Consider the following 12,313-nt stretch of genomic DNA (forward strand, 5'->3'; position numbering starts at 1 on the left):
TCCTTATACGGAGTCAGGCTTGGCAACCGGCAGTTCGATGCCCGGGAAAATCTTGATGACGGCTGAATCGTCCTCGCGCCCGAACCCCGCGCTGGAGGCCTGCATGAACATCTGGTGAGCGGTGGCCGACAATGGCAGCGGAAACTTGCTGGCGCGTGCGGTATCCAGCACCAGGCCCAGGTCCTTGACGAAAATATCCACGGCGGACAACGGCGTGTAATCGGCCTTGAGAATGTGCGGCACGCGGTTCTCGAACATCCAGGAATTGCCGGCGCTGTGGGTGATCACCTCATACAAGGCGTCGGCGTCGACCCCTTCGCGCAGCCCCAGCGCCATCGCTTCGGCGGAGGCCGCAATGTGCACGCCCGCCAGCAACTGGTTGATGATCTTGACCTTGGAGCCCAGGCCATGCACGTCGCCCAGGCGATAGACCTTGCCGGCCATGCCCGCGAGTACGTCGTCAGCCTTGGCATAGGCCTCGGTCGGGCCGGACGTCATCATGGTCATTTCGCCGGCGGCGGCCTTAGCGGCACCCCCGGAGATAGGGGCGTCGAGGTACAGCAACCCGGCATCGGCCAGGCGCTTGCCCAGCTCCACGGCGTAGGTCGGTGCCACCGTGGCGCAGCCAATCACCAGGCTTCCCGGGCGCAATGCAGCGGCAGCGGAGTGCTCGCCAAACAACACGGTCTCGGTCTGTTCGGCATTCACCACCACGGTGATGATCACATCGCATTCACCTGCCATATGGGCGGGTGAACTGCAGGCCACGCCGCCCTCGCTGGCGAACTGTTGGGTGACGGCTTCGCGCACGTCACAGGCATGCACATTGAAGCCGTTGCGCAGCAACGAGCGGGCAATGCCCAGGCCCATCGCGCCCAGTCCGATAACGCCTACGTTTTTATTATTCATGGGGGTTCCTGTTCTGTGGTCAGGGTGTGTTGCGTGTAGGCCTGATAATCCACCAGTGATCAGATTATGTGAAGTTATTTTTTCAAATAACATATTTTAACATTGGTGGCGCAGTCGTTAAATTGACGTCAAATGAAAAGTCAGCGGGCTGTGTTTAGTTCCGTGCCTGACAGCCGATAGCGCCTTTAGAGTCCACTGCTCTGAAGGGGTACGTCATGTTCAATAAAACGTTAAAAACGGAACTGGCGGCCAGGACGGCCGATGTTGCAGGGTACAAAGGATTGATGGCTGCACTTGAGCGCTCCATGGCCGTGGTCGAGTTCGACTTGAACGGCAAGGTGCTTCGCGCCAACGAAAATTTCTTGCAGGCGTTGGGATATCGCGCGGATGAATGGAGCGCAAAGTCACACCGGGACTTTTGTTTGCCAGCGTTGACGAACAGCGCGGCGTACAGCCAGTTCTGGGCGGAGCTTCGGGCCGGCAAGTTCGTCTCCGGCACGTTTCAGCGGGTCAACAAAGAGGGGCAGACGGTCTGGCTGGAAGCCAGTTACAACCCGGTGCTGGATGAGCGTGGCCAGGTGTTGAAGATCGTCAAGTACGCGCTTGTCGTCACCGACAAAGTGGCGCAGGAGGCCGCTACCCGCAGCAAGCTCGTGGCGCTGGACCGAGCCATGGCGGTGATCGAGTTCGACCTGAGCGGCAATGTATTGGTCGCCAACGAAAACTTTCTGAATGTCATGGGTTATGGGATGGCGGAACTTCAGGGCAAGCATCACCGCCTGTTTTGCGAACCCGGCCTTGTTAACAGCAGTGAGTACTCGGACTTCTGGCGTCGCCTCAATGCGGGTGAGTTTTTCAGCGGGCAATTCAAGCGCCTCGGCAAGCACGGTCGCGTCGTGTGGCTGGAGGCAAGCTATAACCCGGTCTATGACGCCGACGGCCAGTTAACCAAGGTCGTCAAGTTCGCCAGCGATATCACCGAGCGGGTCGAGAAATTCGAGGCCGATTCCCGCGGAGCCTCTCGGGCTTACCATATCTCTGCCGAGACTGAGAAGTTTGCCGAGCAGGGCACTCAGGTCATTCAAGAGACGGCCAGCGAGATGCGCCGAATTGCCGACAATATCGGTGCGTCTGCGCGGTTGGTGGGGCAACTGGGCGATCGCTCCGAGCAGATTACGGCGATCGTCAACACCATTCGCGGGATCGCCGACCAGACCAACCTGCTGGCACTCAACGCGGCCATTGAGGCCGCCCGCGCGGGGGATCAAGGGCGCGGGTTTGCAGTCGTTGCCGACGAGGTCAGGCAACTGGCGGGGCGCACCAGTCGTTCGACGGCGGAAATTTCCGAGATGATCAGCAAGATACTCGCCGAGACACGCGACGCCGTCGTCAGCATGAATGCCACCCAGGAAGGCGCGCAGCGCGGCGTTACCCTGGCCGATCAAGCCGGCTCGGTGATTTTGCAGATTCGCAATGGCACCAGCGATGCGGTCGAGGCGGTGAGCATGTTTGCTTCCAAGCTGGATGAGTCCGAGGTGATCCCAAAGACTGCGATCAGTTGGGTGGGGTAACGCTTCGAGCCGGGCCTGGGTCTTGACGTTGAACAGGGTATGAAAAACGCCACTCATTGAGTGGCGTTTTTTTGCCGGCGCGGTGTGCGGCTCAGGGATTACCCGCAGCGAAATGCTTAGAACTTGAATCGACCTACCAGGCCCTTGAGCTGGCCGGAAATATCCGTCAACCGCCCGGAGCCGGTCTGCGCCGAATGAGCAAAGCCTTCCACCAGCTGGGCATCGGCATGGATCTGCGCGATGTGCCGGTTGATCTCTTCGGCCACCTGATGCTGTTCCTCGGCGGCCGTGGCGATCTGGGTATTCTGGTCGCGAATCGAGTCCACCGAGCCACGGATCTTGTCGAAGCTGTCGCGGGCCTGCTGGATGCGTTCCACGCTGGTGTGGGAGACCTGCAGGCTGCCTTGCATCTGCAGGGTGACTTCCTGGGTGCGGCGGGCGAGGTTGCCCAGCAGGCTGTCGATCTCGCCGGTGGAGTCGGCGGTGCGTCGGGCGAGGGCACGGACTTCGTCGGCCACCACCGCAAACCCACGGCCCTGGTCACCGGCCCGTGCGGCTTCGATGGCCGCGTTGAGGGCCAGCAGGTTGGTTTGCTCGGCAATCGAACGAATCGTGTCGAGGATGGTGTTGATGTTCTTGCTGTCCTGTTCGAGCAGCTGCATGGTCTGGGTCGACTTTTGCAGGTCTTCGCTCAGCTTGAGCACGCTACCGGTGGCTTCGCCGATGTGCTGCTGGCCATCGTGCACATCCCGATAACCTTCGTCGGCGCTCGAGGCCGCCGCGCTGCACGAACGGGCGACTTCGTTGGCGGTGGCCACCATTTCGTTGAACGCGGTGCTCACCAGCTCCACGGCTTCGCGCTGACGGCCGGCGGCCTGGTTCATGTTGTGTGCGACTTCACGGGTGTCGGCCGCCGCGGTTTGCAAGTCGGACGAGGCGTTGCCGATACGTTGCACCAACTGCGCGATCATGCTCAGGAACTGGTTGAACCAGCCGGCCAGGCTGGCGGTTTCGTCCTTGCCCTGGACCTTGAGTTGGCGGGTGAGGTCGCCTTCACCTTCGGCGATTTCCTGCAGGCCGTCGGCCACGCCACGAATCGGGCGCACGATCACCCGGGCGAAGCTGGCGCCGACGATGGCGAAGACCACCGCCAATGCCGCCGCGATGGCGACGATCAGCCAGGTCAGGCGCGTCGCGCCGGCCATCACTTCGTCACGCTTGATCAGCCCGATAAAGCGCCAGCCCAGGCCTTGGGAGCTGACCACGTTGGCCATGTACGGCACGCCGTCAATCTCCACCTGGGTCACGCCATCGCCGCGCTTGGCCAGTTCGGCGTAGTTGGAGCCCAGGTCGGCGAGGGGCTTGAAGTTGTGCTTGGCGTCGCTCGGGTCCACCAGCACGTTGCCGTTGGCCTCCACCAGCATCAGGTAGCCGCTGTCGCCCAGCTTGATGTTGCGCACCAGTTCAGTGAGTTGCTTGAGGGATACATCCAGGCCAACCACCCCCAGGATATTGCCGGTGGCGTCGGCGACGGTGTGCACAGTGCCGATCAACACCACATCGTCCGGTGCCCAGTAGTAGGCGCCGGTGCGCACGGTGGTGCCGGGCGCGGCGATGGCGGCTTTGTACCAGGGGCGCACACGCGGGTCGTAGTTGTTCAGTTTGGTGTCGTCAGGCCAACTGGCGTAGCCGCCGTCGCTCAGGCCCAGGGACAGGTAGGCGGTGCTCGGATGGCTTTTGGCGAACTGGTCGAAAATCGCCAGCAGGTCTTTGTTGGTTGGGGTCAGCGGGATTTGCGCGGCGTCGGCGCCGGCGTAGCTCTTGAGGTCCTTGGCCGCGACAACGCGCGGGTCTTTGGCCACATAGTCGACGTTCTGGCTGATGCCGTCGAAGAACTGCTTCATGCCATTGTCGATCTGGCGGATCTCGCGACCACTGCTGTCGAGGAAATTGGCCAGGGCCCCGTCGCGCACATTCAGTACGACGAGCACGGCCACCAGGATGACCGGCAGGCACGCGATGGCCGCAAAGGCCCAGGTCAGCTTCTGCTTGATATTCATGACTTCACCCGCGGGTATTTATAGTTTTTGGCAAGGAGAAAACAGTTGGGTCGAGCGTCGCATGTGTTGTGGTGGGGCGGTGTTAGCCATGCGTACCCCCTGTATATCGACTGCGGGGGCGCGCACTTGAGGCTGGAGGGGGTGTTTAAGCGGGGAAGGGCAGGAGGGTGCGATGGGGCCAAGCCCCGCGTTACAGCGGGGTCAGCACATTCATCACCGTGTCCAGTGCCACGCGTGTGTCATCCAGCTGCACCAGGGACGCATGCCGGGCGCCGAGGGCGTCGCGGTTCTGGATCGCGGTGAGGATCGCCTTGTGCCGGGGCAGGCTCAGGCCCTGGATGTCCGGGCGGCGGTTGGTGATGTTGATCGATTCGCGCAGCGGCAGCGACAGCATGTTGCACATGTAGGCGAGCAGGTCGTTGCGGGTCGCGTCGGCAATCGCTCGGTGGAAGTCCAGGTCGGCCTGTAACAGCGCGTCGTGGGTGTTCGCGGTCTCCATGCCGAGGTAGGCTTTTTCGATGGTGGCGATGTCGGCGTCGGTGGCGGTCGTCGCGGCCATGGCGGCGATTTCCGGCTCCAAAATCCGCCGAACACCGGCCAGGGTGTTGAAAAACTCGCTGTGGGGCGTCGACTGCATCAGCCAGGACAGCACGTCCGGGTCCAGCAAGTGCCACTGCGCCCGTGGCCTTACCACTGCGCCGACCTTCGGCTTGGAGATCACCAGGCCCTTGGCGCTCAGCACCCGAGTCGCTTCACGCAAGACCGACCGGCTGACTTTGTATTCCTCGCACAGGCTTGCCTCCATGGGCAGTCGTTCTTCGGGCTTGAAGCGTCCGGAAACGATGTGCATGCCCAAGTCCTGAACGATTTGGGCGTGCATGCTCTTGCGCGGCTTGGTCGGCTGCTGATCCATAACAGGAAGGCTACTCTGGCGAAATTGGCGGCATCATAGCATTCCTCCCGTCCCAATTAGTGGGAATGACGCGGCACTTCGGCACCCCGGCAGCCCACCAGGAAGTCGAAGTCGCAGCCCTGGTCTGCCTGCAATACGTGGTCGATGTACAGCTGCCGGTAACCGCCCACAATCAACTGCTGTGGCGGCGCCAGGTCAGCCATGCGTGCTGCCAGTTCGGCGTCCGGGATGTCCAGGTGCAGGCGCCCGTTGGCGCAATCGAGTTCGATCCAGTCGCCTTCTTTCACCGTGGCCAACGGCCCGCCGGCCGCCGCCTCCGGCGCCACGTGCAGCACCACGGTGCCGTAGGCGGTACCGCTCATGCGCGCATCGGAAATACGCACCATGTCCGTCACACCCTGGGCCAGCAGTTTGGCCGGCAAGCCCATGTTGCCCACTTCCGCCATGCCCGGGTAACCCTTGGGGCCGCAGTTTTTCATCACCAGGATCGAGTTGGCATCCACGTCCAGTTCCGGGTCGTTGATCCGTGCCTTGTACATGTCGAAGTTCTCGAACACCACCGCGCGCCCGCGATGTTGCATCAGTTCAGCGCTGGCCGCCGAAGGCTTGAGCACCGCACCCAGGGGAGCGAGGTTGCCGCGCAGCACGCAGATGCCGCCGTCGGCGCGGATCGGGTTGTCGAGGGTGCGGATCACTTCGTCCTGTCCGTAGATTGGTGCCTCCCTGGTGTTTTCGCCGAGGGACTTGCCGTTGACGGTCAAGGCGTTCGGATGCGGGATCAGGTTGGCTTCCCCGAGGCGGCGCAGCACCGCCGGCAGGCCGCCGGCGTAGTAGAACTCTTCCATCAGGAAGCGCCCGGACGGTTGCAGGTCGACGATGGTCGGCATGCCGCGGCCCATGCGGGTCCAGTCGTCCAGGTCGAGCTCGACGCCGATGCGCCCGGCGATGGCTTTCAAGTGAATCACCGCGTTGGTCGAGCCGCCGATGGCTGCGTTGACGCGAATCGCATTTTCAAAGGCTTCCTTGGTCAGGATCTTCGACAGCTTGAGGTCTTCGCGCACCATCTCCACCGCACGCATGCCAGACATGTGCGCCAGCACATAACGGCGCGCATCCACCGCCGGAATCGCCGCGTTGTGGGGCAGGGAAGTGCCCAGTGCTTCGGCCATGCAGGCCATGGTCGAGGCGGTGCCCATGGTGTTGCAGGTACCCGCCGAGCGCGACATGCCGCCTTCGGCCGCGAGGAAATCGTCCAGGGTGATGGTGCCTGCCTTGACCTGTTCGCTGAGCTGCCACACCACGGTGCCCGAGCCGATGTCCTGGCCCTTGTGCTTGCCGTTGAGCATCGGCCCGCCGGTGACGACGATCGCCGGCACGTCGCAACTGGCCGCGCCCATCAGCAGCGCCGGGGTGGTTTTGTCACAGCCGGTCAGCAGCACGACGCCGTCGATGGGGTTGCCGCGAATGGCTTCCTCCACGTCCATGCTGGCCAGGTTGCGGGTGAGCATGGCGGTGGGGCGCAGGTTCGATTCGCCGTTGGAGAACACCGGGAACTCCACCGGAAAGCCACCGGCTTCAATCACCCCGCGTTTCACATGCTCGGCAATCTGGCGGAAGTGCGCGTTGCAGGGCGTCAGCTCCGACCAGGTGTTGCAGATCCCGATGATCGGCTTGCCATGGAACTGATGATCGGCAATCCCCTGATTTTTCATCCAGCTGCGGTACATGAAGCCATTTTTATCGGCAGTACCAAACCAGCTGGCGGAGCGCAGGACGGGCTTTTTCTCGGACATGATGTGTTCTCTTATTGTAAGACTATATTGATCTAATCTTGGCTTAACATAGGCGTAAATTCCCCGGTTTGGAAGTGTTGTTGATTAAATAGTAATACTATATAGTCCGATTCAACGAGGCCTGGCCCTGGCGGTTTTCCGCGAGAGGCGACCCGCAACGCTCTATAAAAATAACAATCGGAGACTGCCCGCATGAGCCAGGAACAGCGGCTGATACGTCGCATCACGCTCAAACTGATTCCCTTCCTGATCCTGCTGTACCTGATTGCCTACGTGGACCGCTCGGCCGTGGGCTTCGCCAAATTGCACATGGGTGCGGATGTCGGCATCGGTGATGCGGCGTATGGCTTGGGGGCAGGGCTGTTCTTTATTGGCTACTTCCTTCTCGAAATCCCCAGCAACCTGATGCTCGACCGTTTTGGTGCTCGGCGCTGGTTTGCGCGGATCATGGTCACCTGGGGCGCCATCACCATTGGCATGGCGTTCGTCCAGGGGCCCCACAGTTTCTATGTGATGCGTTTTCTGCTGGGCGCGGCCGAAGCCGGGTTCTTCCCGGGCGTCCTCTACTACATCACCCAATGGTTCCCGGTACGCCACCGCGGCAAGATCCTCGGGCTGTTCATCCTGTCCCAACCCATCGCCATGATGATCACCGGCCCCGTGGCGGGCGGTTTGCTCGGCATGGACGGGATCCTCGGCCTGCACGGCTGGCAGTGGTTATTCATCGTCATCGGCACCCCGGCGATCCTGCTGACCTGGCCGGTGTTGCGTTACCTGCCGGACGGCCCGCAGCAGGTCCGGTGGATGGACCAGGCCGAGAAGGATTGGCTCACCGGCGAGCTGGCCAAAGACCTGCAAGCCTACGGCCAGACCCGGCACGGCAACCCGCTGCACGCGCTGAAAGACAAACGCGTGCTGCTGCTGGCGCTGTTCTACCTGCCGGTGACCTTGAGTATTTATGGCCTGGGCCTGTGGTTGCCGACCCTGATCAAACAGTTCGGCGGCAGCGACCTGACCACCGGGTTCGTGTCGGCAGTGCCCTACATCTTCGGGATCATCGGTTTGCTGATCGTCCCGCGCAGTTCCGACCGCCTGAATGATCGCTATGGCCACCTCGCGGTGCTTTACGTGTTGGGCGCCATCGGCCTGTTCTTCAGCGCCTGGCTGACGGCGCCGCTGTGGCAACTGGCAGCGCTGTGCCTGGTGGCATTCGCGCTGTTCTCTTGCACGGCAGTGTTCTGGACCTTGCCGGGACGGTTCTTTGCCGGCGCCAGTGCGGCGGCGGGCATCGCCTTGATCAACTCGGTGGGCAACCTCGGCGGCTACATCGGCCCGTTCGTGATCGGCGCCCTCAAGGAGTACACCGGCAATCTCGCGTCGGGCTTGTACTTCCTGGCGTGCGTGATGGTGTTGGGGGTGGTGCTGACCGGCGTGGTCTATCGGCTGCTGGAGCGCAAGCACGTGCTGCCGCCCGACCAGTTCGCCGCCAGCGCCCGCGGCGCCACGCGTACTTAATTGGCAATCAGGAGAACACTCATGGGTTTAGTGCAGTTTGAATTGAACAACGGCGAACGCCGGGTGGGCGTGGTCGAGGGCGGGCAGGTACGCGAGGTGCAAACCGCGCGCACGGTACGCGACCTGGCACTCGCCGCCATCGAGGCCGGCGTCACCTTGCACCAGCAGGTGGAGCGCCTCGGGCTCGGGGCCAGCCACGACTATGCCGAGTTGCTGGCCGGGCAGCGGATCCTGCCGCCACTGGATCACCCGGACCCGGCGCACATGCTGGTCAGCGGTACCGGCCTGACCCACCTGGGCAGCGCGTCGGCGCGGGACAAAATGCACCAGCAGGCCGGTGACGAGCGCGCGATGACCGACAGCATGCGCATCTTCAAATGGGGCGTGGAGGGCGGCAAACCCGCTTCTGGCGAGGTGGGTGTGCAACCGGAGTGGTTCTATAAGGGGGATGGCAGCGTCGTGGTGCGCCCGGGTCAGCCGTTCCCGGTGCCGGCATTTGCCGAAGACGCCGGCGAAGAGCCGGAAATCGCCGGGCTGTATGTGATTGGCCAGGACCGCAAGCCCTACCGGCTGGGCTACGCGGTGGGCAACGAGTTTTCCGACCATGTGATGGAACGCAAGAATTACCTGTACCTGGCCCACTCCAAACTGCGCAGTTGCAGCTACGGGCCCGAGCTGCGTTTGGGTGAACTGCCCCAGCACCTGGCGGGCACCAGTCGCATCGTGCGCAACGGCGAGGTGCTGTGGCAGAGCGAATTCCTCAGCGGCGAGGCCAACATGTGCCACAGCCTGGAAAACCTTGAATACCACCACTTCAAATACACCCAGTTCCTGCGCCCGGGGGATGTGCATATCCACTTCTTTGGCACGGCAACCCTGTCGTTTGCCGAAGGCATTCGTACCCGGCCCGGGGATGTTTTTGAAATCAGCCAGGCCGAATTCGGCGCGCCCCTGATCAACGGCATCGCAGTGGCCGATAGCGTCGTGGCCCCCGCCGGCGTAGGCATTCTTTAAAGGAGACAGGCATGACCCGGATCAGCGGCCACAACTACATCGGCGGCCAGCGCAGCGCTGCCGGCAGCGTCACGCTCCAGAGTGTCGACGCCACCACGGGTGAGGCCTTGCCCTTTGATTTCTACCAGGCGACGGCGCAGGAAGTCGACGCTGCGGCCAGCGCTGCGGCGGCGGCTTACCCGGCCTATCGAACCCTGAGCGCGCAGCATCGCGCGTCGTTCCTGGAGGCGATCGCCGATGAGCTGGACGCCCTTGGCGATGACTTCGTCGCGCTGGTCTGCCGCGAAACGGCATTGCCCGCCGGGCGGATCCAGGGTGAGCGCGGCCGTACCAGCGGCCAGATGCGGCTGTTCGCCAAAGTGTTGCGTCGCGGTGATTTCTACGGTGCGCGTATCGATCGGGCGTTGCCGGACCGGCAGCCTTTGCCACGCCCGGATCTGCGCCAATACCGCATCGGTCTGGGGCCGGTCGCGGTGTTTGGGGCGAGCAATTTTCCCTTGGCCTTTTCCACGGCCGGTGGCGACACCGCCGCCGCGCTGGCCGCCGGCTGCCCGGTGGTGTTCAAGGCCCACAGCGGCCATATGGCCACCGCCGAGCGGGTGGCCGATGCGATCCTGCGGGCGGCCCACACCACCGGCATGCCCGATGGCGTATTCAACATGATCTTCGGCGCCGGTGTGGGGGAGGCGCTGGTCAAGCACCCGGCGATCCAGGCCGTGGGGTTTACCGGTTCGCTCAAGGGCGGCCGAGCCCTGTGTGATATGGCGGCCGCGCGCCCGCAACCGATCCCGGTGTTTGCCGAGATGTCCAGCATCAACCCGGTTATCGTCCTGCCCCAGGCCCTCCAAGACCGGGCAGGCACCGTGGCCCGCGACCTGGTCGCCTCAGTGGTACAAGGCTGCGGCCAGTTCTGCACCAACCCGGGCCTGGTGATCGGGATTGCGTCGCCTGCGTTCCGTGCATTCATCCATCAGGTCGCTCAGTTAATGGGCGGCCAACCGGCACAAACCATGCTCAACGCCGGCACGTTAAGCAGCTATGGCAAAGGCCTGCAAAAGCTTCACGCCCACCCTGGCATTGAACACCTGGCTGGCCAGGCGCAAGCCGGCAACCAGGCGCAGCCCCAACTGTTTAAAGCGGATGCCAGCCTGCTGATCAACGGCGATGAAGTGCTGCAGGAGGAAGTGTTCGGCCCCACCACGGTCTTCGTGGCGGTCGCCGACCAGGTGCAACTGAGTGCCGCGTTGCACGGCCTGCACGGCCAACTGACGGCGACAATCATTGGCGAGCCGGCAGACTTCGCGCAGTTCAGCGAATTGACACCGCTGCTGGAACAGAAAGTCGGCCGCATCCTGCTCAACGGCTACCCCACGGGCGTCGAGGTGTGTGATGCGATGGTCCATGGCGGACCTTACCCGGCGACTTCAGATGCTCGCGGCACCTCGGTGGGCAGCTTGGCAATCGATCGTTTCCTGCGACCTGTGTGCTTTCAAAATTACCCTGATAGCCTGCTTCCCGACGCACTGAAGAATGCCAACCCCTTGCGCATTCAGCGTCTGGTGGATGGGCAGCCGTCTCGCGAGGCGCTGTAACCCTTACCGCCTGAAAACAACCAGAACGCAGGAGGTTTCATGTCGTGGACCGCAGTGACACCGCACCGGGCCCGGTTGGGCGAAGGCCCGTTCTGGGACGTGCCGGACCAGGCGCTGTATTGGGTGGATATCATCGGCCAGCAGGCGTTGCGCCTGCAGGGCGGGCAACTAAACACCTGGCAACTGCCGGAGCCCGTCTCGGCCTTTATCCCGTGTGCAAGCGGCGACGCACTGGTGACCCTGAGCAGCGGCGTGTATCGGCTCGACCTCAATTCGGCGCCGACCGATCCACGCCTGACCCTGCTCTGCGTCGCCGACCCGCAACCGGGCAACCGTGCCAACGAAGCCCGTTGCGATGCCCGGGGCCGGCTGTGGTTGGGCACCATGCAGAACAATATCGGCGCACAGGGTGAAGACCTGCCGGTACTGCGGCGTTCCGGCGGCTTGTTCCGGGTGGATGTCGATGGGCAGGTCACGCCGTTGCTGCAAGGCCTGGGGATTCCCAACACCTTGTTGTGGAACGACGAAGCCACCCACGTGCATTTTGGCGACAGCCTGGACGGCACGCTGTATCGACACGCGATCACCGACGCTGGGCAGCTCGCACCCGCGCAAACCTGGTTTGGGCCTCACCCGCGCGGTGGCCCGGACGGCTCGGCCATGGACGCCGAAGGCTATCTCTGGAACGCCCGTTGGGACGGCAGTTGCCTGCTCCGGTTGACGCCGGGTGGCGAAGTCGACCGCGTGATCGAGCTGCCGGTCAGCCGGCCCACCAGTTGCGTGTTCGCAGGCCCTGACCTCAAGACCTTGTACATCACCAGTGCCGCCAGCCCGCTGAATCACCCGCTGGACGGCGCGGTACTGGCGATCGAGGTCGATGTACCGGGGAAAATCTGCCACCGGTTTGCAGGATAACCCCCGGGCTACACCGCTGTTTAACGTACTC

The 12,313-nt window shown here is 63.0% G+C and carries 7 protein-coding genes and 4 pseudogenes; 6 read left to right on the forward strand and 5 right to left on the reverse strand.

Features of this window, described 5'->3' with window-relative positions; genetic code table 11:
- Positions 1-3: 3 nt before the first annotated feature.
- Positions 4-1,002: an L-threonate dehydrogenase gene (gene ltnD / locus JFV30_RS08930; protein ID WP_274610272.1), complete on the reverse strand. Its 999-nt coding sequence runs from the start codon at positions 1,000-1,002 to the stop codon at positions 4-6.
- 191 nt (positions 1,003-1,193) lie between these two features.
- Between ltnD and JFV30_RS33580 the strand changes: the two are divergent.
- Both JFV30_RS33580 and JFV30_RS33585 read left to right on the forward strand, forming a co-directional pair.
- A pseudogene (locus JFV30_RS33580) lies at positions 1,194-1,889 on the forward strand (PAS domain-containing protein); the annotation flags it as partial.
- Positions 1,890-2,006: 117 nt separating this feature from the next.
- Positions 2,007-2,480, forward strand: a pseudogene (locus JFV30_RS33585) (methyl-accepting chemotaxis protein); the annotation flags it as partial.
- A 116-nt stretch (positions 2,481-2,596) separates the two neighbouring features.
- On the opposite strand, the pseudogene JFV30_RS33590 reads toward JFV30_RS33585, so the two are convergent.
- The 4 genes and pseudogenes from JFV30_RS33590 to JFV30_RS08950 all read right to left on the reverse strand — a co-directional run.
- Positions 2,597-3,133, reverse strand: a pseudogene (locus tag JFV30_RS33590) (methyl-accepting chemotaxis protein); the annotation flags it as partial.
- Positions 3,134-3,460: 327 nt separating this feature from the next.
- Positions 3,461-4,540, reverse strand: a pseudogene (locus JFV30_RS33595) (cache domain-containing protein); the annotation flags it as partial.
- A 190-nt stretch (positions 4,541-4,730) separates the two neighbouring features.
- Positions 4,731-5,453 (reverse strand): FadR/GntR family transcriptional regulator, encoded by a 723-nt coding sequence (locus tag JFV30_RS08945; protein WP_010173668.1) that lies wholly within the window; start codon positions 5,451-5,453, stop codon positions 4,731-4,733.
- A 56-nt stretch (positions 5,454-5,509) separates the two neighbouring features.
- Entirely contained in the window at positions 5,510-7,246 is a 1,737-nt protein-coding gene (locus JFV30_RS08950; protein WP_010173667.1) for an IlvD/Edd family dehydratase, read from the reverse strand.
- 192 nt (positions 7,247-7,438) lie between these two features.
- Between JFV30_RS08950 and JFV30_RS08955 the strand changes: the two genes are divergently transcribed.
- Genes JFV30_RS08955 through JFV30_RS08970 form a run of 4 tightly spaced genes read left to right on the forward strand, consistent with a single transcriptional unit; the run spans position 7,439 to position 12,282 of the window.
- Positions 7,439-8,761 (forward strand): MFS transporter, encoded by a 1,323-nt coding sequence (locus JFV30_RS08955; RefSeq protein ID WP_010173666.1) that lies wholly within the window; start codon positions 7,439-7,441, stop codon positions 8,759-8,761.
- 21 nt (positions 8,762-8,782) lie between these two features.
- Positions 8,783-9,775 carry an AraD1 family protein gene (araD1, locus tag JFV30_RS08960; RefSeq protein WP_201123141.1) on the forward strand — a complete coding sequence of 331 codons (993 nt, stop codon included), beginning with the start codon at positions 8,783-8,785 and terminating at the stop codon, positions 9,773-9,775.
- Between the two features lie 11 nt (positions 9,776-9,786).
- Positions 9,787-11,367 (forward strand): aldehyde dehydrogenase (NADP(+)), encoded by a 1,581-nt coding sequence (locus JFV30_RS08965; RefSeq protein WP_201123143.1) that lies wholly within the window; start codon positions 9,787-9,789, stop codon positions 11,365-11,367.
- A 39-nt stretch (positions 11,368-11,406) separates the two neighbouring features.
- Positions 11,407-12,282: an SMP-30/gluconolactonase/LRE family protein gene (locus JFV30_RS08970; protein ID WP_201123145.1), complete on the forward strand. Its 876-nt coding sequence runs from the start codon at positions 11,407-11,409 to the stop codon at positions 12,280-12,282.
- Positions 12,283-12,313: the final 31 nt, after the last annotated feature.

The sequence above is a fragment of the Pseudomonas sp. TH32 genome, from assembly GCF_016650855.1.
In the GTDB taxonomy this organism is placed as follows: Bacteria; Pseudomonadota; Gammaproteobacteria; order Pseudomonadales; family Pseudomonadaceae; genus Aquipseudomonas.

Excerpts from the sequence above, each read along its gene's own strand:
- ltnD (WP_274610272.1), bottom strand. The coding sequence starts at position 1,002 with ATGTTATTTGAAAAAATAACTTCACATAATCTGATCACTGGTGGATTA.
- JFV30_RS08945 (WP_010173668.1), bottom strand. The coding sequence starts at position 5,453 with ATGGATCAGCAGCCGACCAAGCCGCGCAAGAGCATGCACGCCCAAATC.
- JFV30_RS08950 (WP_010173667.1), bottom strand. The coding sequence starts at position 7,246 with ATGTCCGAGAAAAAGCCCGTCCTGCGCTCCGCCAGCTGGTTTGGTACT.
- JFV30_RS08955 (WP_010173666.1), top strand. The coding sequence starts at position 7,439 with ATGAGCCAGGAACAGCGGCTGATACGTCGCATCACGCTCAAACTGATT.
- araD1 (WP_201123141.1), top strand. The coding sequence starts at position 8,783 with ATGGGTTTAGTGCAGTTTGAATTGAACAACGGCGAACGCCGGGTGGGC.
- JFV30_RS08965 (WP_201123143.1), top strand. The coding sequence starts at position 9,787 with ATGACCCGGATCAGCGGCCACAACTACATCGGCGGCCAGCGCAGCGCT.
- JFV30_RS08970 (WP_201123145.1), top strand. The coding sequence starts at position 11,407 with ATGTCGTGGACCGCAGTGACACCGCACCGGGCCCGGTTGGGCGAAGGC.